This is a genomic window from Arthrobacter sp. UC242_113 (genome assembly GCF_044054585.1).
In the GTDB taxonomy this organism is placed as follows: domain Bacteria; phylum Actinomycetota; class Actinomycetes; order Actinomycetales; family Micrococcaceae; genus Arthrobacter.
In genome coordinates, this window is sequence record NZ_CP171968.1 from 3873389 (window position 1) to 3899595 (window position 26207).

General features: G+C 63.4%; 19 protein-coding genes and 1 pseudogene. 14 read left to right on the plus strand and 6 right to left on the minus strand.

Going from position 1 to position 26207, the window contains the following annotated elements; all coding sequences use genetic code 11:
- Positions 1 to 338: 338 nt before the first annotated feature.
- On the minus strand, positions 339 to 1229 hold the full coding sequence (locus ACHMXB_RS17640; protein ID WP_395400459.1) for an SMP-30/gluconolactonase/LRE family protein: 891 nt from the start codon (positions 1227 to 1229) through the stop codon (positions 339 to 341).
- A gap of 738 nt (positions 1230 to 1967) precedes the next feature.
- Complete coding sequence (locus ACHMXB_RS17645) at positions 1968 to 2963, minus strand: LacI family DNA-binding transcriptional regulator (protein ID WP_395400461.1); 996 nt, start codon at positions 2961 to 2963, stop codon at positions 1968 to 1970.
- 120 nt (positions 2964 to 3083) lie between these two features.
- Between ACHMXB_RS17645 and ACHMXB_RS17650 the strand changes: the two genes are divergently transcribed.
- The 10 genes and pseudogenes from ACHMXB_RS17650 to ACHMXB_RS17695 all read left to right on the plus strand — a co-directional run bounded on the left by ACHMXB_RS17650 (position 3084) and on the right by ACHMXB_RS17695 (position 16383).
- A complete protein-coding gene (locus ACHMXB_RS17650; protein WP_395400463.1) occupies positions 3084 to 4469 on the plus strand; it encodes an MFS transporter in 1386 nt (461 codons plus the stop codon).
- A 48-nt stretch (positions 4470 to 4517) separates the two neighbouring features.
- Positions 4518 to 6800 (plus strand): beta-glucosidase, encoded by a 2283-nt coding sequence (locus ACHMXB_RS17655; protein WP_395400465.1) that lies wholly within the window; start codon positions 4518 to 4520, stop codon positions 6798 to 6800.
- Between the two features lie 258 nt (positions 6801 to 7058).
- Positions 7059 to 8156 (plus strand): family 43 glycosylhydrolase, encoded by a 1098-nt coding sequence (locus ACHMXB_RS17660; RefSeq protein ID WP_395400467.1) that lies wholly within the window; start codon positions 7059 to 7061, stop codon positions 8154 to 8156.
- Positions 8157 to 8556: 400 nt separating this feature from the next.
- Positions 8557 to 9018, plus strand: a complete 462-nt coding sequence (locus ACHMXB_RS17665) for a family 43 glycosylhydrolase (protein WP_395400469.1) — start codon at positions 8557 to 8559, stop codon at positions 9016 to 9018.
- Complete coding sequence (locus tag ACHMXB_RS17670; RefSeq protein ID WP_395400471.1) at positions 9015 to 9176, plus strand: hypothetical protein; 162 nt, start codon at positions 9015 to 9017, stop codon at positions 9174 to 9176. Before ACHMXB_RS17665 ends, ACHMXB_RS17670 begins: the two co-directional genes overlap by 4 nt.
- A 205-nt stretch (positions 9177 to 9381) precedes the next feature.
- A complete protein-coding gene (locus ACHMXB_RS17675; RefSeq protein WP_395400473.1) occupies positions 9382 to 11862 on the plus strand; it encodes a glycoside hydrolase family 2 TIM barrel-domain containing protein in 2481 nt (826 codons plus the stop codon).
- A complete protein-coding gene (locus tag ACHMXB_RS17680; protein WP_395400475.1) occupies positions 11859 to 14039 on the plus strand; it encodes a hypothetical protein in 2181 nt (726 codons plus the stop codon). The genes ACHMXB_RS17675 and ACHMXB_RS17680 overlap by 4 nt, the downstream gene beginning before the upstream one ends.
- On the plus strand, positions 14036 to 14821 hold the full coding sequence (locus ACHMXB_RS17685) for an SDR family NAD(P)-dependent oxidoreductase (protein WP_395400477.1): 786 nt from the start codon (positions 14036 to 14038) through the stop codon (positions 14819 to 14821). The genes ACHMXB_RS17680 and ACHMXB_RS17685 overlap by 4 nt, the downstream gene beginning before the upstream one ends.
- A 171-nt stretch (positions 14822 to 14992) precedes the next feature.
- Positions 14993 to 16098: pseudogene (locus ACHMXB_RS17690) on the plus strand (LacI family DNA-binding transcriptional regulator).
- A gap of 78 nt (positions 16099 to 16176) precedes the next feature.
- Positions 16177 to 16383 carry a hypothetical protein gene (locus ACHMXB_RS17695; RefSeq protein WP_395400479.1) on the plus strand — a complete coding sequence of 69 codons (207 nt, stop codon included), beginning with the start codon at positions 16177 to 16179 and terminating at the stop codon, positions 16381 to 16383.
- Between the two features lie 339 nt (positions 16384 to 16722).
- Here ACHMXB_RS17695 and ACHMXB_RS17700 read toward each other — a convergent pair whose 3' ends face one another.
- From ACHMXB_RS17700 to ACHMXB_RS17715, 4 genes are all read right to left on the minus strand, one after another.
- Positions 16723 to 16923, minus strand: coding sequence for a ferredoxin (locus tag ACHMXB_RS17700; protein ID WP_395400481.1), 201 nt, complete (start codon positions 16921 to 16923; stop codon positions 16723 to 16725).
- 50 nt (positions 16924 to 16973) lie between these two features.
- A complete protein-coding gene (locus tag ACHMXB_RS17705; RefSeq protein ID WP_395400483.1) occupies positions 16974 to 18239 on the minus strand; it encodes a cytochrome P450 in 1266 nt (421 codons plus the stop codon).
- Positions 18240 to 18368: 129 nt separating this feature from the next.
- Positions 18369 to 19550 (minus strand): NAD(P)/FAD-dependent oxidoreductase, encoded by a 1182-nt coding sequence (locus ACHMXB_RS17710; protein ID WP_395400485.1) that lies wholly within the window; start codon positions 19548 to 19550, stop codon positions 18369 to 18371.
- On the minus strand, positions 19543 to 20211 hold the full coding sequence (locus ACHMXB_RS17715) for a TetR/AcrR family transcriptional regulator (RefSeq protein ID WP_395400487.1): 669 nt from the start codon (positions 20209 to 20211) through the stop codon (positions 19543 to 19545). The genes ACHMXB_RS17710 and ACHMXB_RS17715 overlap by 8 nt, the downstream gene beginning before the upstream one ends.
- A gap of 208 nt (positions 20212 to 20419) precedes the next feature.
- Here ACHMXB_RS17715 and ACHMXB_RS17720 point away from each other — a divergent pair, with 208 nt between their 5' ends.
- From ACHMXB_RS17720 to ACHMXB_RS17735, 4 genes are all read left to right on the plus strand, one after another.
- A complete protein-coding gene (locus ACHMXB_RS17720; protein ID WP_395400489.1) occupies positions 20420 to 21790 on the plus strand; it encodes an MFS transporter in 1371 nt (456 codons plus the stop codon).
- A 178-nt stretch (positions 21791 to 21968) separates the two neighbouring features.
- The gene (locus ACHMXB_RS17725) at positions 21969 to 24179 is read left to right on the plus strand and encodes an MMPL family transporter (protein ID WP_395400491.1); all 2211 of its coding nucleotides are present in this window, start codon (positions 21969 to 21971) and stop codon (positions 24177 to 24179) included.
- 110 nt (positions 24180 to 24289) lie between these two features.
- The gene (locus ACHMXB_RS17730) at positions 24290 to 25483 is read left to right on the plus strand and encodes a sensor histidine kinase (protein ID WP_395400493.1); all 1194 of its coding nucleotides are present in this window, start codon (positions 24290 to 24292) and stop codon (positions 25481 to 25483) included.
- On the plus strand, positions 25480 to 26139 hold the full coding sequence (locus ACHMXB_RS17735) for a response regulator (protein ID WP_395400495.1): 660 nt from the start codon (positions 25480 to 25482) through the stop codon (positions 26137 to 26139). The genes ACHMXB_RS17730 and ACHMXB_RS17735 overlap by 4 nt, the downstream gene beginning before the upstream one ends.
- Positions 26140 to 26207 lie beyond the last annotated feature (68 nt).

Here is a 26207-nt window from a genome sequence, read left to right on the forward strand (position 1 = left end):
GTGGTTCAGTCGGCGGTTTGCGGCGTTGTCCCTTCAAGCGCCTTAAGGTCAGCTCGTGGTACTCCTGGTTGCCCCCTGGTTTCGCGCGACATGGTCGGCGAAAGCTGGAAGTGGCGTCCGGCCATCGCTGGCGGGAGATGGAGAGCGACGCCGTTCCGCGTCTCGGGGAGATGTGGAGGGTCTCTGAAATGGCGGGCTCAGGCGCAGGAGAATTTCGCGGTCACACGCATTCAGGATCCAAGGTGAGACTGCAGACCAGCAGCGAGACTCCCGGGTACTCATGAATTGAATAGATGACAGAGAAAGTCGGGAACGGCCAGGGACAGGATGATCCTTGGCTATGCGCCGAAGCGGGGTTCGGGGAGTCCGCGGACACCGAGCCCGGAAATGCTGAAGAGGGAGCCGCGTTGCTGGCCGTCTTCGGGAAAGCGCGGTAAGGGTGGCCGTGCCATGGAAGTGACGAACAAGGTGTCCAAGTCCGCGCCGCCGAACGCCAGACTGGTGACCTTTAGGACCGGGGTTTTGATGATGCGATCCACCGTGCCGTCGGGGTCGTAGCGAATGATCTTTCCGCCGTATACAAGTGCCTGCCACAGGTAGCCCTCGGCGTCGACGGTTGCGCCATCGGCGGCACCGCCGGTGCTGGTGTCGACGGTGGCAAAGGTGCGGCGGTTGGCCGTCTGTCCGTTGGCCGTGTCGTAGTCGTAGGCCCAGATTTCCCCGGTCCAGGTGTCACTGAAGTACAGAGTGCGTCCGTTGGGGCTAAAGCAGGGGCCGTTGGAGACGACGATACCGCTGTCGAGCGTATTCAGCTGCCCGTCGGGAGTGTAGCTGTAAAGCCGGCCGGTTGCCTGTTCCTCCAGCGTATCCATCGAACCGAAGACGAAGCGGCCCTGTCGGTCGACCTTACCGTCGTTCAACCGGTTGTTCGGGAGCTCGGGTTCGGGATCAACAACGAGTTCCCGATGACCGCTGGATACGTCGATTCGATAGAGACCAGTCCTCAAGGCAGCCAGGAAGTAGCTGCCGTCTCGGGAGACCGCCATCGAACCGATGGCTTCTCCGACGTCCCAGCTGCGGAGCTCGCAGCCGTCCTGTGTCGCCCGGAAAATGCGCCCGTCCGCGCTGTCGATCCAGTATAGGCGTTGGGATTCGGCATCCCACAGAGGACCTTCACCCAACTTGGTCTTGACGTCGAGAAGCACTTCGATGTGCGGTGATTCGAGCATGACGAGAGAATCCTTCTGATGGACGGGGCGAATGACGCCCCTTCCCCGCTCTGTACGGTGAGAGTGATCGGCCACTCATTACTGATTAGAAGGCACACGTAAATATTAGGCAACGTTAACTGAAATCACCCGGACTGCTAGCCGCTTGGGGCCTGGGCAAAAATTGACGCAGATAATTGACCTTTCGTTAAGTCCGAGGCTGGTGGTTCCGCCCCTGAAAAAGCCCGCCGGAGGTAGGGCAGCTCAACGCTGCCTCCGTTGTCCGGGTTGCCCCGGCAACGGCATGCTAAGAGCGAACGTGGCTCTGGCCGCCCAGAGAACGCGGGTTTATGGGCCAGTAGGGTTCCGGCAGCTGTTCAGGACTGGCGAGATGTCGCACGTACCCCCATCGGGAGGTAACGGACGAGCACGGTCGTCCCTTAACGCGCCCGAATTTAGCTCCAGGGGAGTGGCTGCGTCCCGTGGTCCTTCTGTATTGGTTCGGCCGCTAAGCGGTGATTCGGAACGGGGCAGAGAGCATTCGGGGCCACGGCAGTGCTGGCCCCCTAGTAGTTCGATCTCCGACAAGCCGGCTTTGGTCCTGTTGGCGCGAATGCCCGAAAGCACATCAACAAGAGCAAGTATTTACGGTGGGAGTACGGCAAGCGGCGATTTTTGACCTGCTGACATAGCCGAGCTTCATACCCCCCTCTCCGGAACCTGGTGTGACGTTTTGGCGGGGCATGCAAGGGGGGCGGATTATGTTGTTTCGCCGGAAATGGGTTTAAAGGGCAATGTTTCCGCTGCGCCGGAAGTCCTGTTGGCTTGTCCGCTTAGGGATGCAAGATCGGCCGCGATGCGATCCATGACTGGTCGGTTGTCGATCCGTATGGTCGTCAGCCGGGGTGTTACCAGCTGCCCCTCAGCGGTGGCGTCGACTCCCATCACGGAAAGCTGCTCCGGCACACTAACGCCAAGTTCGCGGCCGGCGGCAAGCACGGCCATGGCTACTGCATCGTTGTAGCAGGCAACGCCGAGCGGTTGCCCCTCGGAAAGTTCCCGCTGGAGGGCCGACTGGGCACCGGCCAAGTCCAGCGGGACCTGAATTCGGTCAGGAGTAGGTAGCCCATGGACGTTCGTCCATTGCTTCATGCCTTCATATCGGGCGGGGCCGAACGGATCTGAACGCTCATCGAGCAGCGCGGCGAACACGATCCGCCGTGGTCCGCGGCTAAGCAGTTCTTCGAGCATCATTTGGCCAATGACAAAGTTGGGATTGTTTTCTAGGCTGTCCTCGGGACGCAGGCGGGGAATGACCACCGCCCCCGACGCCTCGAGGCTGCTTCGTTGCTCCGCACCAAGGACTCCCAGATCGACGACCGCGACGGGTCGAAAGTTCTGGACAGCGGCGAGAGTTTTGTCGGGGTCAGGTCCGGCGAAACGCACGACGACGCTGAGCCCATGCTTGTCAGCCCGGACCGTGATCTCATCGACGAGATCCTGCAGGTTACTCCCGAAGGTCGTGTACGGGATGACGACTACGACGATGTCGCTCCGGCCACGCACGAGCGCCCGGCCGGCGGGGGAAGGGGTGTACTGCAGTTCGGCGGCGGCCTCCAGGACGCGTTTGCGGGTTTCGTCGGGAAACCGGCCCTGGCCATTGAGGACGTGGCTGACGGTGGCGCGGGAAACACCGGCCCTTTTGGCCACGTCGAAGCTGGTGGGCCTTTTTTTCTGCTGCAGCTCGCTGTTCACCCATTGATCATCTCATAAACGTGTTGACACGTGATATCAGTCACCCTTACGGTTAGCTGACACGTGATATCACCCCTTGTTCTACACATCATTTCGAACACCTGACAAAGGAGTCATCCCATGGCCACAGCCGGGAATCAGCAGCAGGCGTCCACAGAGGACGCCGTTCCCCGCGGCATATCCACCAGCCCTGCTTCAACGTTGGGCGTGGTCCTTCCCGCAGTTCCGGAAGAAGTCACGATCACCCAGGCCGGTGAAGAGCCCTGCGTACGGCCGAAGGTATCGTCCCGGTACATCTGGGTCCTCCTCCTCGCTTCGTTCGGCGCCTTCGTTGCCTTCGTCACGCCGATCGCCCTCTCATTGGCCATCCGGGTCAAGGAACTTGCTCCCGACAACGAAGGATTCCTCGGCGTCGTTATCGGGGCCGGCGCAACTGTGTCGCTCATTTCCGGACCCATCACCGGTGTCCTCAGTGACCGCACCCGAAGCAGGTTTGGCCGCCGCCGTCCCTGGATTGCGGCCGGCACAGTCGTTGGCGTCGTTGGTCTGTTCGTTTTGGCCATCGCACCCGACCTTGCGGTTCTGACTCTGGGTTGGATCATCGCCGCACTGGGTTTCAACACAGTGCTCGCGAATCTGACCAACTCCCAGGCTGACAGTCTCCCGGAATCCCAGCGGGGAAGGGTCGGTGGACTGATCGGATTCGTCACTATGGCGGCTCCGATTTTTGGGGCAGTCCTCGGTGGGTTTCTGTCTGCCCAGCCGATCCTGCTGTTCATGATCCCTGGCGCGTTCGCCGTCGTTCTTGTAGCCCTCTTCGTGCTGCTGGTCCGTGAGCCGGACACCCGCGCCCTGACTTTCGACGAGAAACTCAATGCCAGGCTCCTGCTCACGAAATTCATCTACAACCCACGCAAGTACCCCGACTTCTCCTGGAACTGGCTTGGCCGTTTCCTGTTCTACTTCGGGCTCACGCTCAACACCACGTTCACCGCGTTCTTCTTCGCCTCACGACTGGGCACGGATGTAACCCACATTGGCGGGATCATCGCCATCTCCGGCTTGCTCAGCGCCGTCGCTGTCATGCTGGGAGCCATCGGTAGCGGCTTTATCTCCGACAAACTCCGCCGACGCAAGCCCTTTGTGCTCAGCGCAGGCGCACTGTTCTCCCTCGGCGCCGTGATCATGGCCTTCTCTCCGGGCATCGAACTGATCCTTGCCGGCACGTTCATCGCAAGCATCGGACTGGGCGTCTTCTCCGCCGTGGACCAGGCCTTGCTGCTGGACGTGATCCCTGAGCGCAATACTGACGCCGGCCGCTTCGTAGCGATCAACCAGTTTGCAACATCCATCCCGCAGGCCATCGCCCCGATCGTCGCACCGGCCTGTCTGGCCATCGGAGTCGCTCCGACCGATCCCCGAAACTACACGCTGCTGTACATCGTCGCCGCTGTGTTCACCGTGATGGGCGGCATGGCCGTACTTCGTGTGAAGTCAGTGCGCTGACGATAAAGACCTTCAACCAGAACACGAAACCTCATGAAGAATCCGGACATGCCTGACATTGATCTCTCCGCCATGACACTCGAGCAGAAAGCCTCACTCCTTACGGGCGGCGGATTCTGGTCCACCGCCGCGATCCCTGAGTTCGGAGTTGGCGAATTCATCCTCACCGACGGGCCGCACGGCGTACGGCGCCAGATCCAGGGAACCGATCACCTCGGCGTATACCACAGCGAACCGGCGACCTGCTTTCCACCTGCTGTCGCCGTGGGATCCAGTTGGAGCAAAGACGTCGCCGCTGCCATGGGATCGGCTCTGGCCGTTGAGTCACGGGCGTCTGGTGTGGACGTTCTGCTCGGGCCGGGCGTCAACATCAAGCGTTCCCCCCTGGGCGGGCGGAACTTCGAGTACTACTCCGAAGACCCGCTTCTTTCCGGTGCGCTTGGAACCGCCTACGTCAACGCGCTCCAGGCAGGAGGGGTGGGAGCCTCACTGAAACACTTCGCGGCCAACGACCAGGAAACCGAACGGATGGTGATCAGCTCCGACGTAGACGAACGCACCCTCCGCGAAATACATCTGGCCGCATTCGAGCACATCGTCAAGGAGGCCAACCCCGCTACTGTGATGTGCTCGTACAACAAGATCAACGGGGTGTATGCCTCGGAGAACCGGTGGCTGCTCACCGATGTGCTGCGCCGAGAGTGGGGTTATGCGGGCCCGGTGGTATCCGATTGGGGAGCGGTCCGTGACCGGGTGGCATCGCTGAGGGCCGGCCTCGACCTGGCCATGCCCGGGACCGGCCCTCGCGCGAAGCAGGCAATCGTCGATGCCGTTGCTGCGGGGCATTTGGAGGAAGGGGAAGTCGACGCCGCAGCGCAGCGGGTGCTTTCGCTTTCCGTTTACAGCGCCGATACTCCCGCATCAGCATTTGACGTGGACGCCCACCACAAATTGGCTGTGGACCTCGCGGCCGAGTGCGCCGTCCTGCTAAAGAACGACAACAGTGTTCTTCCCCTGAAAGCTGGGATGGACATTCTCGTGACTGGTGACTTCGCCGTTGAACCCCGGTTCCAGGGCGGCGGCAGCTCCCACGTGAACGCCACCCGGTTCGACGGGCCACTGGACTTCCTCAAGGCCAAGGCCGAAGCACACGGAGGCAGGATCCGCTTCACCCCAGGTCTCGCCTCCCACGGTGAGGGAGCTGATGCCCGTCCCGGCGCGGCTGAACTGGCGGCCGGCTGCGACGTCGCCCTTATTTTCGCAGGCCTGCCGGAAACAGATGAATCCGAGGGCTTCGACCGTCGGCACATCGACCTCCCAGAGCCACAAGTCCGTCTCATCCGCCAGGTCGCGGTCGTCGCTCCTCGAACCGTCGTTGTGCTGTCCAATGGCGGCGTCGTCTCCCTTGAAGGTTGGCATGACGACGTAGACGCCATTTTGGAAGGATTCCTGCTCGGCCAAGGCGGGTCAGAAGCAATCGCTGATCTCCTCTTCGGCGACAAGGTACCCTCGGGCCACCTGGCCGAGAGCATCCCCCTGCGACTCAAGGACGTCCCGACACACCTGAATTTTCCTGGGGAACAAGGGCATGTGCGCTACGGCGAGGGAGTGATGGTCGGATACCGGTACTACGAGACTGCCGACGTTCCCGTACGGTACCCCTTCGGGCACGGGCTAAGCTACACAACCTTCGAAACACGTAACCTGCAGGTGGTCGCCACCGGGCGCGGGGGCGCATCGGTTCGTGTCACGGTCACCAACACCGGCGCGTACGCTGGTAAGCACGTTGTCCAGGTCTATGTCTCAACCCAGTCTGGCCCCGTCCTGCGGCCAACCCGCGAGCTGAAGGCATTCGCCAAGGTGCACCTCGAAGCCGGGGAAAGCCGGACCGTGGAACTGGTCCTCGACCGGCGTGCCTTCGCATACTGGGATATCGTTCGCAGCAACTGGTCAGTCGCGCCAGGCCAGTACACCGTGCAAATCGGCCACAGCTCCTCTGATATCGTCGCGGAGCGCACCCTGACGCTCGACGGCGACGACGAGGCGCCACCCATCTCCCTGCAGTCCAGCGTCGGCGACTGGCTGGCCCACCCGACGGCCGGACCCGAGGTTAAGGACCGGGTCACGATGGTCATCGCCCAAAGCGGGCAGGACATCGCCGAGGACAGCGATCAAATGCGGATGATCACCTCGATGCCGATGATCCAGATGCTCGGACTCATGGGCGGCGCGATTGATAGCGATTGGCTGATGTCCCTGCTCGTTAATCCTCAGTCCCCCGCTGACACGCCGTCCGCGCCCGCCGCAGCTGACCCGGTCGGAATACGATGAGCAACCTCGTACGGCGTCTCGTGCACCGCGGCACGTCACCAGGCAGCGCCGTCTCAACCCGGGCTCCTCGCAAACACCACCGATCAGCTCGCAATTGACGTAGCCGTATGGCCTTATGCGCGCCGACGATAACACTGCCCTGCGCAAACTGAAGGCCCCGCAACCACCGGCGTCGGCTACAACGCCTTGGCCGATGCCCTCACCACCAACTCGCCCAGCTTGGGCGTGCAGCCCCCCACAACAGGAACAGCGACCCCGATGAATAAACCGATGGCCCCCGCAACAACAGCGCACTATACGTCAATCCGACCCGGGCAGACCTGGGTGGACACCAATGGAAACCGAATCCAGGCCCACGGCGGCTCCATCTTCACCGACGATGACGGCACTTTCTTTTGGTACGGCGAAAACAAGGAACGCACCACACCTGGAAGCGGCAACTGGCATTGGGGTGTTCGCGCCTACTCCTCGACAGACTTGTACAACTGGGAGGACCGAGGACTCATCATCCCGCCGGTGCTCGAGGACAAGGACTCGCCGCTGCACCCCGCACAGAAGATGGACCGGCCCCACATCATCTTCAACCAGCGAACTGGAAAGTACGTTTGCTGGCTGAAAGTCATGGGCGACGACGGCCAACGCACCCAGGCCTCCACCGTGCTGACAGCGGACACCTTCCTGGGCCCCTATGACATCGTGCGCACCGGGCTGCGGCCCTTGGGGATGGATGCCGGCGATTTCGACCTGGTCGTCGACCCGGAAGACCACCGCGCCTATTACTACTTCGAAAAGGTCCATACCGAGCTCATCTGCACCGAGCTGACCGAGGACTACACGGGAGTCAGTGGCAAGTTCAGCAGCCACTTCCCCCAGCCCGGCCCACCCTTCACCAGGGAAGCGCCGGGACATTTCGAACGCCAAGGCGTCCACTACCTGATCACCTCCGGCACCACCGGATACTTTCCCAACCACTCGGAAATCGCCTGCGCCCCGTCCCACCACGGCCCCTGGACGGTCCTGGGTGACCCGCACCCTACAGACGAATCCCGAACCTCATTCCGGTCCCAGATCAGTTCGGTGTTCCGCCACCCTCACAAAAAGGACCTATACATCGCCCTTGCGGACAGATGGCTTCCGCAACTCCCCGAAAACATGCCCAACGTATTCGACGTCATGGCCGCCATGGCCGAAGGGCGCATGCCGGCACGGGGCGCCGGAGAAGAAAGTGCGGCGAGCGTTGCCGGGCATGAGGAAAACACGGCAACCGCCGACTATGTCTGGCTCCCCATCAGGTTCGACGGCGACGTTCCCGTCATCGACTGGAAAGAAGAGTGGCGGATTGAGGACTTCGACTAGGACGCTGACCGGATCCACGACGCTGGGGACTGGCTGGAACGCGCGATCGGCGGTCCTCTGATCCTGGACTTCCTTACCGGGCAGGGCCAGGGCCCCGCGCAGCTCGGAGCGGCACGCGCCTTTCCCCCCGGACCAGCTCGTTGCCCTGCCACGGCAAGGTATCGCAGATGGCCGTCGATGACCTGGTCCGCGCTGGACGTGGCGGTGAACTCGTCACCGGCGACACGAAATTCCCCGGCGGCGATGTGCCAGCTTCCCCTACTCCGGTGCGCAGGGGCCTCCTCCTGACCGACATCCAAATCCGGGGCCCTTTCATCCTCCATGACCGCGCCAAATCCCTGTTTTATCTCTACGGAAGCACGGACAAAAAGTCCGCCGGTTCGGCTTCTGGAGCGAAGGCATGTACTGGGCGCCGGAGGTCCACAAGTACCGGGACCACTGGTTCATGTTTGCCACCTTCACGGCGCCGAATGGGTACCGCGGCACGGTCCTCAGGGCGGACGATCCCGCCGGGCTGTTCACCCCGTGGAGCGAGGGAGCAACCACGCCCAGAAAGTGGCAGTGCCTGGACGGTACGCTGTTCGTGGATCACCACGAACAGCCATGGATTGTGTTGTGCCACGAATGGACCCAGATCCGTGATGGAGCCGTCTATGCCCAGAGGCTCAGCGATGACCCGAGCCGGCCCACCGGCCAACCTGTCTTCATCTTCAACGCCTCAGATGCTGCCTGGTCCCGGCCCATGCAGGGCGCACCGTTCGACGATTACAAGTTTCCCGTGCACGTCACCGACGGCCCGTTCCTCTTTCGACTTCAGAGCAGGAGGAAAGCGCGCTGTCCACCGATGGCGGCCACGGCATGATCCTTCGCCTGAACAACGGAGATCTTGTCCTGACCCTGCACCAACCCAACAACACGCCCCATGAGCGGGCCGCCATCTACGCCCTGGTTGAGAAGGACAGCACTATAGCCATCGCCGACGGTGCTACAAAGGCACCCGCGAGCCGTAACGGGACCTGACGAATCCACTGCCGTCCCCCATCTCTGAGAACGCATCATGCCGAACGCAATGTCTGTGGGGGCCCGGGTAAGCCAGTCCCGTGCCGCCGAAAGAGATCATTGACACGTGATACCAGGGGAACGTACGCTGATGACACGTGATACCTATGCGGTGCTTACCCCCAGAAATCGCCGCCCCCAATCATCGTTTACGAGGGAGAAACCGATGACCCGTATGTCATTCAATAAGGGCTGGTCAGTCCGGCCGAAAGTCAGTATTTTCGCCCAGTTGTCCGGCCCTTCGGAGGCGGGGGAGCAGGTTACGCTTCCCCACGACGCCATGATCGGCATGGAACGGTCGGTCACCTCAGGCGGCGGTTCGCACAGCGGGCACTTCCCGGGCGGGACGGTGGAGTACTCGAAGGACTTCGACGTGCCGGAGAGCTACCGGGACAAGCGGGTATCGGTGGAGTTCCAGGGTGTCTACCGGGATGCCATGGTGTTCGTCAACGGAGATTTCGCCGGGCAGCGCCCCTACGGGTACTCGTCTTTCGAGGTGGCGCTGGATCCTTTTCTCGAATACGGGCAGAAGAATGTCATCCGGGTGGAGTCCCGGGCGTATGAGGACTCACGCTGGTACAGCGGTCTCGGCATCCACCGGGACACCACGCTGATCGTGGCCGGACTGGTGCACGTGCCCCATCAAGGAGTGCGCATCACGACGCCGGACATCACTGGCCGCCGGGCTGTCGTGGAGGCGTTAACGCCGGTCAGGAATGCGGGCCTTGAAACGACGACCGTGGACGTCGGCACCGAGATCCTGGATGCGGCGGGAACCACCGTCGCTTCAGCAACGTCCCCCGTCACCGTCCGTGCGGGCGAAACCGCCGTCGTGCGCCAACGGCTGTACGTGCGCGAGCCTATGCTCTGGGGAGTTGAATCCCCTTACCTTTACAGTGCCCGGACTTCCCTGCGGGACCTTACAGTGACCATCGATGACCACACCACGACGTTTGGCATCCGTTCGCTGCAGCTGGACCCGGAATCGGGCCTGCAGATCAATGGAGAGACGGTCAAGCTGCGCGGCGCCTGCATCCACCACGACAACGGCATCCTGGGCGCCGCGGCCATTGCCCGGGCGGAGGAACGCCGCATTGAGCTGCTCAAGGCCGCAGGATTCAATTCAATCCGCAGCTCCCACAATCCGATCAGCCAGGCCATGCTGGACGCCTGCGACAAGCACGGCATGCTGGTCATGGACGAAACCTTCGATATCTGGACCGAAAGCAAGTCTGCCTTCGACTACTCCCTGAACTTCCCAGAATGGTGGGAACGCGACGTTGAGGCGATGGTGACCAAGGACTTCAACCACCCCAGTGTCATCTTCTACTCCATCGGTAACGAGATCCCGGAAACAGGCAGCGGCCTCGGGTCCGGATGGGGCCGAAAGATCGCCGAAAAGATCAGGGGTCTGGACGGCACGCGATACGTCACGAATGGCATAAACGGCTTCGTCTCGACGCTGAAGGACGTCGCGGAGATGATGCGCGAACGCACGGGCGCCGGGGAGGCCGGCCAAGGGGGTGTCAACGGCATGATGAACCAGGCAGCTGAATTCATGGGTCGAATCAGTGCCTCCCCCCTGGTGAGCGAAAAGACCGCCGAGTCACACGCAGTAGTGGATGTCGCCGGACTGAACTACGGGGAAAGCCGCTACCTGCTGGATCGTGAGCTCTTCCCGAACCGCATCATCGTCGGCACCGAAACCTACCCGGGCCAGATCGACGCCAACTGGAAACTCGTCACCGAGAACCCGCACGTCATCGGCGACTACACGTGGACCGGTTGGGACTACCTCGGCGAAACCGGCATCGGCCGCGTTCGCTATGCCGGAGACGACGCCTTCGGTGCCCCCTACCCGTGGATCGCAGCGTGGTGCGGGGACATCGACCTCACTGGCTACCGCCGTCCCGCTTCGTACTACCGGGAAATCGTCTTTGGCCTGCGCCACGAACCCTATATCGCTGTCCAGCGGCCCGAGACGCACGCGGCGGACGCGGCCATGGGTCAGTGGTCATGGAGTGACTCCATCTCGAGCTGGACCTGGAACACGGCACCGGGATCACCGGTCAGGGTCGAGGTCTACAGTGACGCCGACGAAGTCGAACTGCTGCTCAACGGCACGTCCATTGGCCGGGCACCCACCGGTGCAGGGCACGCCTACCGCGCCACGTTCGACCTTCACTACCAGCCAGGTGAGCTGACAGCCGTCGGCTACCTCAATGGAAGAGAACAGTCGCGCACCACCCTCCACAGCGCGGCCGGACCGATCAGTCTCACCGCAACCCCCGACCGCGCCCTCATCCGGGCAGATGACACGGACCTCAGCTTTGTTGCCCTGGAATTCCGCGACGAAACCGGCACGCTGGCCACCCACGTGAACGGCAGCATCACGGTGACGGTGGAAGGCCCGGGCGTGCTGCAGGCTTTGGGAAGCGGCCGCCCCCACACGGAGGAAAAGTACACCGCCAACCAGCACACCAGCTTCGATGGCCGCGCCCTGGCCATCGTCCGCCCCACCGGGGCGGGCCCAATCACCCTCACCGGCCGGGCCGCAGGATACGAACCGGTCGGCCTGACCATTCGGGCCTCAGACGGTGAGCCCCACGAGCTGCAGGCCGCCCAAGCAGCAGGAGCATCCGCATGATCCCGGCCCAGGAGAAAACACAGACCCCAAAAACAGCCATCGACCGCCAAGCCGTCGTCGCCCGGCACGCTATCCGAGCCACTGGCCCGGACCCCCAGCACGTTCTCACCGTGGGCAACGGCGATTTCGCCTATACCGCTGACATCACCGGGATGCAGACCTTCACGGACTACCACGATGCCAAATCCGCGATGATGCGCGGCCAGGTCGCCGTGAACACCGCCACCCTGAGCTCATGGGGATGGCACGAAATGCCCAACCCGGAAGGCTACGTGCTCGAGGACGCCATATCCCGGTACGAAACGTCCCGGGGCCCTGTCTCGTACCCCGACCGGTATGACATGGAGCAGGCCATGCGCGGGCAGCTGACCGAGGACAACAAGCCAGGCGCCTGGCTGCACGCCAACCCCCAGCGGATCGACCTCGGCCGCATCGGCCTGCAACTTCGGCGCACTCCTACAGGCGACGTTGAAACTGATCCTGCAGCCCTTAGCAGCATTCATCAGGAACTGGACCTCTGGACCGGGATCATCGAGACGTCTTTCCGCTACGCCGGCGATATCGTCCGGATTCAAACGGTTGCCGCCCCGGACAGTGCGAGGGTAGCCTTCCGCATCAGTTCCGAACTGCTGCGCGACGGGAGGCTGACCGTGTCAGCGCGCTTCCCCTACGCGTCGGAGGGATTTTTCCAGACCTCCGACTGGGATTCTGCCCAGCGGCACACTTCCGTCCTGACACCTTGGGGGGCCGGCAGCGCCAGCATCCTCCGCCAACTCGACGCGACAACCTACCGGGTCGATTTGGACACCAACGGTGCCACCATCAGCCCGGCCGACCAGCCTCACCACTTCACCATTACCTCGACAGAGGCGACCCTGAACCTGGTCGCCGCATTCATCCCGGACCCCACGGCACCGCGGGAACAGGCAGCCGGCACCCCTCACTTTGGCTCGCTGCGGGATGCGTCCGCACGACATTGGAAATCCTTCTGGACCTCCGGGGCCGCCATCGATTTCCAAGGCAGCGACGATCCCCGCGCCCACGAGCTGGAACGCCGGATCGTGCTCTCGCAATACCTCACGGCCGTGAACAGCTCAGGGGTGACGCCGCCGCAAGAAACCGGCCTCATCACCAATTCCTGGCAGGGAAAGTTCCACCTGGAAATGCACCTGTGGCATGCCGCGCACTTTGCCACCTGGGGCCGGCCCGAACTGCTCGAACGCAGCATGCCCTGGTACCTGGACATCCTCGACCAGGCACGAGCCACCGCAGCCCGGCAAGGCTATCCGGGCGCCCGCTGGCCCAAGCATGTCGCCCCCGACGGCAGGGAAAGCCCCAGCCCCATCGGTTCTCTGCTGATCTGGCAGCAGCCACACCCGCTGTACCTGCTCGAACTGCTGTGGCAGGCATCTTCTCCGGAAAAGCGCACGGACATCGTCAGCACCTACACCGAACTCGTTCACGAGACAGCCACGTTCATGGCTGCCTTCACCGAGGAACGTGACGGCGTGTTCCATCTGCCGGCCCCCGTCATGCCGGCCCAGGAATTCTATGACTCCGCCACCACGGAAGACCCCACCTTCGAACTCGCGTACTGGTGGTGGGGCCTGGAAATCGCCCAACGCTGGCGGGAACGGACCGGTCAGCTCCGTGAGGACGAGTGGACGACAATTCAGGACCGACTCGCCCACCCCCGCACGGACGGGGACCGCTACGCGGCCGTCGCGACTGAACCCTACCTCAGGAGGGACGACCACCCATCGCTTCTGGCTGCTTACGGGCTCGTCCCGCCCACCCCGCTGATTGACCCGCAACGGATGGAGAAGACCCTTCTCGACGTCATCGAGAACTGGGACTGGCCCTCCGCGTGGGGCTGGGACTTTCCCGTCATGGCCATGACCGCCGCCCGCCTCGGACAGCCCTCTCTCGCCATCGACTGCCTGCTCAAGGACGAAGCGAAGAACCAGCACACTGCCGCCGGCCATAACCCGCAATTGGGGGGCATCCTTCCCCTCTACTTACCCGGTAACGGCGCGCTTCTGGCTGCGGTCTCTCTCATTGTCGGAGGCAGCGGCGCAAACTCCTGCGGATTCCCTGAAACGGAATGGACCGTCGCCGCGGAAGGCTTCGTCTCCTGGCCCTCACCCGATGCCCCACAGACAGGAACCAGAAAATGACACCCTTAAGCACCGAACAGTGGCAGGAAACCATGACCTCAGGACGATTTGACGGGAAAACCGTGATCGTCACGGACGCCGGCTCCGGAATCGGGCGGGCAACCGCCCTGCGGGTCGCCAAAGAAGGTGGCCGTGTCATCGCTGCAGACATCAGCAAGGACCGCCTCGATGCGCTGGTGGGGGAGAACGCCGGGTTGAACCTGGTCCCGGTGCCCGGCGACATCGCTACTGAGGAAACCATCGCAGCCATCATCACGGCCGCAGGCAGACGTGTGGACGCCCTGGCCAACGTAGCCGGAATCATGGACAATTTCACGCCCGTACATGAGGTCGACGACGAACTCTGGGAGCGTGTGTTCAGGATCAACGTCACCGCCACCATGCGGCTCACGCGCGCAGTGGTTCCGCTCATGCTGCAGGCAGGCGCAGGCTCAGTCCTGAATGTCGCATCCGAAGCGGGGCTGCGCGGCTCAGCCGCCGGAGTGGCCTACACCGCTTCAAAGCACGCCGTTGTGGGCCTGACGAAGAACTCCGCTGTCATGTATGGACCCCTGGGGCTTCGGTTCAATGCCGTTGCCCCCGGCCCGACCATCACAAACATCGTTGCCCAGTTCGGTTCACAGCTCGGAGCCGAACGACTCGGCCCCCTCATGAAAGCCAACATCCCCACGCCGGTGTCAGCACCGCAAATGGCAGCCTCCATCACTTTCCTGCTCAGCGACGACGCCACCAACATCAACGGGGCGATCCTCGCCTCCGATGGCGGCTGGTCAGCCGTCTAAACGCAGCAGCCAGGCCAGAACGGACCCGATACCGGGCGCCTACTGTCGGGGAAGGAAGCCAGCGACATGGGAGATCCCACGAGCGTGATCAGAAGAAAGAAATCCAGCCCGGCTGGGGAGACGGCCCCGGCCGGGCTGGAGGACTGCGTGGAGGCGCCCACCGGCGCCACAATGGGAAGATCCAGACAGCAGGCATCAATAACTGAAGTCGCCAAACTTGCCGGCGTCTCGACACAAACAGTCTCCCGGGTTGCCAATGGCAGCACCGAGGTCCGCGACAGCACCCGGCAGCAGGTCACGAGAGTGATGAAGGAGCTGGGGTACCGGCCCAACAGTGCGGCCCGGGCGCTGAAGCGCGGCAGCTTCCGGACCATCGGTGTGATCACGCTCTCACTGTCCTCGCTGGGGAGCACGCGGACACTGGAGGCCGTCGCACTGCACGCTGCTCGCCAAGACTACGCGATCACCTTGATCCCGGTGACGGCACCAACCCAGGCCGGAGTCCAAGGGGCCTTCTCCCGGATGGGTGAGCTCGCCGTGGACGCGGTGATCGCCATCATGGAGGTCCATTTACTGGACGCAGCGACGGTGACGCTGCCCCCGGGAGTGAAGGTCGTCGTCGTGGACTCCGACGCGGGCGACAACTACAGCGTGGTGGACACCGACCAGGCCGACGGCGCAAGCAAGGCCGTCCAGCACCTGCTGGATCTCGGGCACGTGACCGTTTGGCACGTCGCCGGCCCCGAGGAATCGTTCGCCAGCGAACGCCGAGCCGCCGCCTGGTGCGCCACCCTCAGTGCCGCCGGCAGGCCAGTCCCGCCGCTGCTCCGCGGCGACTGGTCAGCGGCCTCCGGCTATACCGCCGGCCTCCGGCTCGCCGACGAACCCGGCTGCACCGCCGTGTTCGCCGCGAACGACCACATGGCCCTCGGCCTGCTGCGGGCCTTCCGCGAAAAGGGAAAATCAGTTCCCGAAGACATCAGCCTTGTCGGTTTCGACGACGTCCCGGAAGCGTCCTCCTACGCTCCCCGCTCACCACGGTCCACCAGAACTTCGCCGATGTCGGCGAACGCTGCGTGGACAACATCCTGCAGCAACTCCGCACCAACACCACCGAACCCGGCGTCACCCTGGTGCCCACCGAACTGATGGTCCGTCAAAGCACCGCCGCACCGACGTCACTGACAGTCCCGGGGGCAGGTCCGGAGAGGGTGCTGTCAACACAGTCCGCGCCCGACAAGTCGAGGTCATGGACCTGCAGGACCTCCGGAACATAGGTCGAGGCGTCGTTTTCAGGCGATCCCGCAACAGCGGCGCACCCTTAGATCGGTGTTAAGCCCTTCAAGGAAGGAACTATGGAAAATCGAATCCCCCGGACGGATCCCTCTCTTCTCGCCCGGCTAGCCCCCAGTGACCAGGTGAAAATTCGTGATGGGAGGGGTGTCCGATGGGCCGGGACAGTCGATGTGGTTGCCGCCGACCTGGGAGTGATTTGGATATATACGGCCATCGGAGAGCGGCAAGCCCTCGACGTCTTCGATTACGAGATCACCGGCGGCTGATTCCCGTCTGCGGCTAAGCGATTACCGGACCAAGACGGGCCCAGGTTTTAGAAACATGACGCTGCCGCAGGACAGCGCCCTGACACACGGAAAACCAGCGCAGCCCCTGTAGGAACACTCCCCCGCCCCGGCATTAGTTGGCCGGATCCAATGGCCCTGGCACGACGGGGTGCGGCGTACGGATTTCCGTCGACGCCGGGAAACATAGCTCCCGTGACGTGGTGTCCCCCTTCGCCACATGCGCCGATGCCCGTCCCGCCGTGCTGCCGGACGACCTCGTGGCCGGTCGGGCGGCATTGACGCCGGAAGGACTGTCAATGCCGCCTGACCGGCGAGGATTCAGTTTTGGATGTGGATGGCCAGGACAGGGCACACGGCGGCGGCCTGACGGATTTCGGCTTCATGTTCCGGGCCGGGGTTTTCGGTCAGGAGGACGGCGATGCCGTCGTCGTCCCGCTGGTCGAATACGCTGCCGGCCGCGGTGACGCACTGGCCGGAGGCGACGCATTTGTCCTGTTCGAGGATTACTTTCAGTGTCATGGTTGTCTTTCCTTGTGTGGTTGTAGTGGTGGTGCCGGCTGTCCTGGTGGCTACCAGGTGACGGGTAGTTCGTAAACCCCGTATACGCCGCCGTCGTGTTTGAAGGGCACCTGATCAAGGGTGGTGGCCAACCGCAGGGTGGGGATCCGCTGGAACAGGGTTCGGTAGGCCACCTGGAGTTCCATGCGGGCCAGTGGCTGTCCGAGGCATTGGTGGACGCCGAAGCCGAATGCGACGTGGTGTCTGGCGTCCCGGCCAAGGTCGAGGGTGTCGGGATCCGGAAAGGCTTCGGGGTCGCGGTTGCCCAGGTCGGTGGCCACGATGACTCCCTCGCCGGCACGGATGACTTCGCCTGCGATCTCGATGTCATCGGTTGCCACGCGCTTGCGGCCATCGTGGGTGATGGTGAGGTAGCGCAGCAGTTCCTCGACGGCGGAAGTCAACAACCCCGGGTCATCTTCTGTGCGCAGGCGCTCGAGCTGGTCCGGGTGTTCCAGCAGGGCCAGGGTGCCCAGGGCTATCATGTTGGCCGTGGTTTCGTGGCCGGCAACCAGGAGCAGCACGCCCATCATGGCGGCGTCGTCACCGGTGAGGTCCCCTGCCTGAACGCGGCGGGCAAGGTCGGAGAACACATCCTCGGCCGGATGCTCGGTTTTCGTCCTGAGCAGACCGTGGAGGTACTGCACGAGGGCGCCGATGGCGTGGCGCTTTTGCTCGACGCTGGCCTCGCGGTTGATGAGGATTTTGCTGTTGGACTGGAACAGATCGTGGTCGGAGTACGGTACGCCCAGCAGCTGGCAGATCACGAGCGAGGGCATGGGGAGCGCATAGGCCTCGACAAGGTCGACGGGGCCGTCTGCGGTGAGCATGTCGTCGATCAGGTCATCGACGATCTTTTGTACTCCGGGCCGCATGGCTTCGATGCGTTTAACCATGAAGGGTGCCGTGACCATTCGCCGTAGGCGTGCGTGCTCAGGGTCATCCATCAGAATGAAGCTGAATCCGGAACTAGCACCTTCGGCGCCGCTGCCGCCCGTGTCGTTAGAGTACGAGCTGCCCGGGACCGGGTACCCGGGACGGGTGCTGTCCGCACTGAGCCGCGGATCACTGAGCAGCGACCTCTGTTCGGCGTAGCGGGTGATAAACCACGGGGTTGTCCCGTCAGAAAGCTCGACGCGGGTGAGTGCACCGGCTTCCTGCGCGGCGCGTCCTGTGGGTGGCGGATCAAACGGGCAGCGGGCTTCGCGCGTCATAGGGAACGCCCCGATGGGTTTGACGGCACCCCGGGTGCTCTCTTGTTCTTTGGCGATGGACATGCTGGACCTCCGGCCTGCACCGGGACGTGGTCCACGGCGCGGTTGATTCTTGTTTGGTGAAAGTTACGCCGCTGGGCGGCCAGTTCGCTTCTGGCTGGTTCCGGTCAGTTCGGTTTTGTCTGGTACCTGTCAGGGTGTCGGCGCCATGACCGATTCGAGTTCGGCCCGCCTGACACGGGTCTGCTTTGGCATGGCCCAGCCCAGAACCCCCACAGGGCGGTTATCGACAGCGTCCAGGGCAACTGCTACGAAGCGTCCCGATGACGGGTCGCCATCGGTTATCCGTAGGCGTGCATTAGCGGGAATGACGCCGTGGACCTGGATTCGGACCCCGAATTGGTCTGTCCAAAAGTAGGGGATGGGGGAGTAAGGCTCGCCTGAGCCCAGAATGTCAGCAGCAACGGCGATGGCCTGTTCTGCGGCATTGGTGCGATTCTCCAGCCGGAGGCTGCCCAATCCGGGATGCTCCCACCTTGCAACGTCGCCGACGGCCCAGATTCCGGAGGCAGCTCGGCAAAAAGCATCGCAGACGATGCCATCGTTGAGGTCAAGCCCGCTATGGTCCAGCCAATCGGTGGCCGGATCCGACCCGATGGCGATCACGACATCGTCCGCCGGCAGGACTTCGCCGGAATCGAGCAAGACGTGAATCGCGGTCCAGCCGCGGCTGACAGACGCCACACGGGATTCTCCGAGGAGCCGCACCCCGGCAGCTTCATGCTTGGCGGCAAGCAGGTACGAGGCAAATCCGCCCAGTGTGCCGGACATGGGAGCTACCGCCCGGCCCACGAGGGTGACGTCGACGCCCAGGGTGACCGCTGTGCAGGCGATTTCCGAGCCAAGGACGCCGTTGCCAATCACCACAAGCCGGTTCCCGGGACGAAGCCGCCCCTGCAGGTGGAGGGCGTCGTCCAGGCTGCGGAGCACGTGCGCGCCTTCAAGGCCTTCGCTCGACGGGAAGCGGCGCGGTACCACGCCGGTGGCCACAACGATGGCATCGGCGGTCAGGATCCTGCCCGAGGATGTGCGAACCGACCGGGCAGCGGTTTCAAGTCCTTCGGCCCGTTCGCCCAACACCCACTCGGCCCCGAGGGCGTCGAGCGCTTCGTTGGTGCGAAGGGCGACCTTGGATGGTTCCCACTGGCCCGAGAGGAGCTGTTTTGACAGGGGCGGCCGGTCGTAGGGAGCACGTTCCTCGGCGTCGAGCAGGGTGAGGCGTCCGCGGTGGCCTCCCCGGCGCAGTGCTTCGGCTGTCGAGAGCCCGGCGGCGGAGGCGCCGACAATCAGTACATCCTGGTGGCTCTCAGACATTGCTCACCCTCGTCTCGGAGTAGGGCGCCATCCAAAGGCCGGTAATGGCGTCAATCAGGCCGGTGGCGGCGTCCGACCACGAGGCGCGTGGTGTGGACCGGCCTTCAGCGAGGGCACCTTCCCTCTCGGCGCAGGTGTGCATCATCAACTGCCGCACCATGTCTTCACGTTCGGCACGCACTTCGGGGGGCAGATCCGGGCGGCTGGCTTCAAGACCTGCCAGAACCTGCCGCAGGGTCTCGTCCTCCAGTGCTTCTCGTTCCACAGCGGGGCGGAATTGTGGGTCAGTGAGCAACTGGGCACTGAACCGGGCGAACCAGGTGGGGGTACCGAGGGATTCGAGATGATCCGTCAGTGGCTGCACCAGGCAGGCAACCCAGTCCCTGACATTGGTGGAGCCCACCGTCCGGGCCAGCATCTCGCTGCGGAGACTGTCGATGGGCGCCTTATGCAGCCTGGACACGGCCAGCACCAGATCTATCTTCGTTCCGAAGTGGTAGCCGACCGCTGAGTTGTTGCCTTGGCCGGCGGCGTCGCTGATCTGGCGGTTGGACACCGCAGCGATGCCGTGCTCTGCGAACAGCCGCTCGGCCGCCAGCAGAATCAGCCGACGGCTCGTGTCCGACCGGCCGCCCCGCAGGGTTTGAGGTTGAGATGCCACTTTTGGACCTCCTGGCAGTGGGTGCGTTGTTACCAGTGAACCGTCCCCATTGATTTAAGTCAAGCAACTGACTTAGTATTCTTCCAATCCCCCTTTCTTTCGAATTTTTGGCGACCTTAAAGGACAGAACATGCCATCCACAGCCACCGTCCCTCGACTGCAAACCCCCGTATCACCACAGCGCGCCCCGGGCAAGGGAATTGTGTTAGTGCTTGCCTGCGCCGGCATCGTCGTTTCGTTGATGCAAAGCCTGATCATTCCCCTGGTACCCCAGCTCCCCAGGCTTCTCAACGCCTCGCCGGGCGATACGACGTGGGCAATAACGGCCACGCTCCTGGCTGGTGCCGTGGCGACGCCCACGGTGGGAAGGCTCGGCGACATGTACGGCAAACGGCGAATGCTCCTGGTCAGCCTGGTCCTCCTGAGCGCCGGATCCGTCGTTGGGGCCCTCAGCTCCGCACTGTTTCCGATGATCATCGCCCGGACCCTTCAGGGGCTTGCTGCAGGTGTCATCCCGCTGGGAATCAGCATCATGCGCGACGAGCTGCCAGCAGCGAAGCTGGGCGGGGCAACTGCGTTGATGAGCGCTTCGCTTGGTGTCGGTGGCGCCCTGGGGCTTCCCATCGCCGCATTGATTGCCGAGAATGCCGACTGGCACGTCCTGTTCTGGGTCTCGGCCGGGCTGGGTGTTGCGGCCCTGGTTCTCGTCCTTGCCCTGGTCCCGGAGTCGAGTGTCAAAGCCGGGGGCCGGTTCGACCTTGCGGGCGCGGCCGGGATCTCGGCGGCTCTGGTCGGACTCCTGCTGGCGGTGTCCAAGGGTGCCGAATGGGGTTGGGCCTCGGCAGCCACCCTCGGGTTGGGTACCGCCTCTGTTGCCGTATTCATCGGATGGGGCTTCTGGGAGCTGAAGACAAGCCAGCCTTTGGTGAACCTGCGCACTCTCGTACGCCGGCAGGTTCTGCTGACCAACATCGCGTCGCTCGTCTTTGCCTTTGCCATGTTTTCCATGTCCCTCACCCTCCCGCAGGTCATTCAGCTACCGACCGCCACGGGCTACGGCTTGGGGCAGTCACTGCTCGCTGTTGGCCTTGTCATGGCTCCGTCCGGATTCGTGATGATGGCCGTTGCGCCGCTGTCAGCAAAGATTTCCGCCACGTGGGGACCCAAATGGTCGCTGATGGCCGGGGCCCTGCTCGTCGCAGCCGGATACGGGTCCGGAGTATTCGCCCTGGGTGCCATCTGGCAGCTCGTGATAATCTCCAGCGTCATCGGGGCAGGGATCGGTATCGCGTACGGCGCCATGCCGGCGCTGGTCATGGGAGCCGTCCCTGCCACCGAAACGGCCTCCGCCAACAGCCTCAATACCCTGATGCGTTCCATCGGAACCTCGCTCTCCAGCGCCGTGGCGGGTGTGGTGCTGGCCCAGCTAACGGCCAGCATGGGCCCCGTCAGGATCCCCTCCCAGGCAGCGTTCCAGGCTGTCATGGGTATCGGAGCCGCCGCCGCCCTGACAGCGCTGGCCATCGCCGCGTTCCTGCCACAACAGCCGAAAGCACGCAACGGGTCAGCCGCACACTAGCTTTCCCCCTCGTCAGCCCTATCGCCCGCCGGAAATTGTTGTGCGGGCGATATGGCCTCTACTTCAAATGCAGTAGTTGGGGCGGTCACGTTGGACGATGGCACGGGCCGGCGGCGCTGACACGATCTGTAGGTAGCCTTTCTCCTGCCTCACGGCAGCCCCTACCTGAGGAGCCCTCGTGCCACGTCTCTTATCCTGGATCGGGTTGTTCAGCGCCCGACACCGCATCCTTGTGGTCAGTGTCTGGGTCGTCATCCTCGGCGCGCTGAGCGCGCTCACCGGCGTCGCTTTGTCATCACCGGCCGAGGGCGACAGCGCCGGGTCCACGCCGGCAACATCCGCTTCCAAGGCCTTGGAACAGCTCCAGAAAGAATTTCCGACACCGGCCGGGACCGGCGAAGACACGAACTCCCTCCACCTCGTCGTCCAGGCATCGGACGGCTCCCCGGTCTGGGGCAAGGCCACCGCCAGCGTCGAAAAATTGATAAAGGACGCTGCCCTGCTACCGAACGTGGCGACTGCCAGCGATCCGCTCGACCCGGCCCGGCCCTATGTGTCAAAAGACGGCACAACCGCCGTCGCCACGCTCACCTTCCGGAGCATGACAGACCAATCAGCGAAGGAAGCCTACGACGACGTCGTGACGCTTGCCGGCAATGCCCCCGCTGACCTGCACGTCGAAGTCGGTGGTGAACTTGTGGCATCGGAGGTCCAGGCCTTCGGCGCCGGCGAGGTCGTCGGCATTCTCGTGGCCTTCGTTGTGCTGCTGCTGACCTTTGGTTCGATGCTGGCCGCCGGAGCGAATCTCTTGGTTGCCCTGAGCGGAGTGGCTGTCGGAACGCTCGGCATTCTGGGGTTCGGTGCGATCAGCCCGATCCAAGACACGACGCTGACCCTTGCCACGATGCTTGGCCTTGCCGTCGGAATTGATTACAGCCTCTTCATCCTGACCCGCTTCCGTGCCGAGCTTCGGGACGGGCGCACGGTCACCGAGGCCGTCGGGCGGGCAACGGGAACTGCTGGAACGGCCGTCGTCTTCGCCGGCCTCACGGTAATTATCGCCCTCGTGGGCCTGAGCGTGGTCCAGATCAGCTTCATCACCGAGATGGGCATCGCAGGCGCGTTCGGCGTTCTGGTCGCTGTGCTCATGTCCCTCACCCTCCTTCCCGTCCTCCTGCGGTCACTGGGACGGCGCGTGCTGCCCCGCAGCGAACGCATTACTGCAGAACCAGGCGTGGGACCGGGAGTGCGGAATAAGGACGGCTCCTTCTTTGGCAAGTGGGCTGCCTTCCTGGTCCACCGCCCTGTCGTTTCGGTGCTGGCCGGAGTTATCGTTCTGCTGATCGTGGCCCTGCCCATGCTCAGCATGAAAACCGCATCCAACGTTCCCGGAGGCAGCGACCCCGACTCCACGGAACGCCGCGCCTACAGCCTGATCGTCGAAAAGTTCGGAGGCGTGCAAAGCCCCCTGCTAGTGCTCGCCAGCGGGAACGACGTCGCTGCCCGGATCAGCACGGTCCAGGAGCGTCTGGCCGACCTGCCGGGTGCGCAGACGGTCCTGCCCGGCAAGGTAAACGCGCGCGGTGATGTTGCCATGTTCACGGTAATACCCGCCGGCGGACCGATCGACGACGTGACAAAGGACCTCGTCAAGGAGATCCGGGAGGAATCGGGCTCCGTCTCCGGAACCCATTTGGAGGTTACTGGTGAAACCGCGATGGGGATCGACACCGACGCCGTCATGAATCAGGCACTTGTTAAGTTCCTCATCGTGATCGTCAGCCTGTCCTTTGTGCTGCTGGTGCTGCTGTTCCGTTCCATCCTGGTTCCGCTGGTGGCAACGCTGGGATTCCTGCTCTCGGTGGGCGCATCCTTCGGCGGAAGCGTTGCGGTGTTCCAGTGGGGCTGGCTCGACGCGATCATCCCGGCACCGCAGGGTGATCCCATGCTCAGCATCCTGCCCATTATCCTTGTGGGCGTTCTCTTCGGCCTGGCCATGGACTACCAACTGTTCCTCGTCTCCCGGATCCAGGAGCTGCACCGTAGGGGAGCCTCTCCCAAGGAAGCCATCACCAGCGGTTTCGGCAAGTCCGCACCGGTTCTGGTCGCAGCGGCAGCGATTATGGCCTTTGTTTTCGCCGGGTTCGCTTCCAGTCCCATGGCAGTCGCTGCGTCGATCGCCTTCGGCCTGGTCGTTGGCGTCATAGCCGATGCCTTTGTTGTCCGGCTGGTCCTCATGCCCGCCCTGCTGGCACTCCTCGGGGAGAAGGCTTGGTGGCTCCCGACCTGGCTGGACCGTCTGCTGCCCAATCTCGACGCGGAAGGCCATTCGCTCGACGACGACACACGATCCATTGAACCCGAGCGGGAACCTTCTCTCGTTCAGTAGCGCCACAAACGTACTCCATGGTTCCTTTCTTCCCCGTCCTAAGGGCGGGGAAGAAAGGAACCATTCCATGTCCGTCCAAGAAACGACCCTGAGTAGGAGGCAGCGCCTTGATGGCTGAGAATCGGTTCATGGCCTCGACGACAACTGCGGAAGCATGGCCCACCAGCCCACACTGGTTCCGGCTGCTCCCGATACTGGACCGGGCTGCCCTCGGCGTGAGCGTTCTGGCCGTCGCTGTCGAACTGGTGCGCGCGCTCAGCCTCGGTCCGGACATCGGTGGGCTGGCAGTGCTTCTGGCCACCCTGTCCGGGGTAGTGGTGAGCCGATTCCTGGCCTGGCCCGGCCTCCTTCTGGTCGCAGCCGGTTCCGTGATCGCCGGCCTCGTGTCCTGGAACCTGGATGTGCCGTGGACAGTCGCCGTTTTCACCCTCTTTTCGGTCACTGTCCGGGGGAGGAGTGCGCTTCCCATCGGTGTGACGACCGGACTTATCGTCTACCTGTCGTTTGTTTACGGTGAAGGCTTTAACTTCGGTGACCCTCTTGCCCTCGTCGCTCTGACGACGTCGTTGGCGTCCGCCGCATCCGGAACGGCGTTGCGGGCACGGCAGGGCTATTGGCTCGCACTTGAGCAGCGCGCGGCCGATGCAGTCGCCACCCGCGAAATCGAGGCGAACCGCCGGGTTGCTGAGGAGCGGGTGCGTATTGCCCGCGACCTGCATGATGTCGTGGGCCACGAGGTCGCTTTGCTGGGGATGCATTTGGGTGTTGCCGAGGTCAGCCTTCCACCGGGAGATTCTCCGGCCCGCACGGCCCTTGATACCGCCCGGGACAGCGTACGCCGAGTTCTGCACGAGACCCAGTTGATCCTGGACGTGCTCCGCGGCGGTGAAGAAGATGGTCAAGCCAAGCCGGCTCCAGACATCGAAGACATTCAGGCGTTGGTGGAGTCCTTTAGGGCCGCCGGGGTCGACATTGAGGCGCACATTGCCATCGACGGGGCGGAACTGGATCCAACGGTCAGTCTGGCGGGGTTCCGGATTGTGCAGGAAGCTTTGACAAATGCACGGCGCTACGGCCGGGGCCCGGTGCAACTGCAGGTCCGCTGCGCCGAGGGGTACCTGACCATCGTGGCGGAGAACGATCGTGCGGTCCGCCTGAAAAACGGTGACGACGGGCCGGGTTACGGGTTGGTGGGCATGCGTGAACGTGCCCTCTCGGCTGGCGGCCGGCTGACCGTGGACGGTGACTCCCGCCGGTTCCGTGTTCAGGCCACCTTGCGGACCGACGGAGGGAAAGTTCGATGATCCGCGTACTTATCGTTGATGACCAGGAGATGATCCGGGTCGGCCTGCGGGCGATTCTGGACGCCCAATCCAACATCTCCGTGGTGGGTGAAGCCGGAGACGGCCTGCAAGCAGTGCGAATGCTCGAGAACCTCGCGGTCGACGTGGTCCTGATGGACATCCGCATGCCGGGGGTTGACGGAGTGGAAGCGACGCGCAGAATCCGACAAAACATCCCCGCCGAAGACGTCCGCATCATCATCCTGACAACGTTTGACCACGATGAGACTGTGTTCGCAGCACTGCGCGCCGGGGCCAACGGCTTCCTCAGTAAGGGCGTTGGCCCCGCCGAACTCAGCGCCGGAATTGAGGAGGTCGCCGCTGGAGGAGGCGCCCTCTCCGCAACCGCGGCCGCAGCCCTGATCGATAAGGTCGCCGACGAGCGGCCGGCAGAGACTGACCCGGCTTTGGCACAGAGGTTCTCCGCCCTCACACCAAAGGAGCGTGAGGTAGTCTTGGCCATAGCCAAAGGGCAGAGCAATCAACAGATTGCCGAAACGATGTTTGTTTCGCCCTTTACCGTCAAGACCCACGCGAACAGGGCCATGACTAAGGTCGGCGCAAGAGACCGCGCCCAGCTTGTCGCCTTCGCGTACCGCTCGGGCCTCGCCCAATGATGTTTAACGGCGGACGTAGTAGACACGCCGCTTCCGCCGGACGACCCGTCACCCCCCCCGCGGTCCGG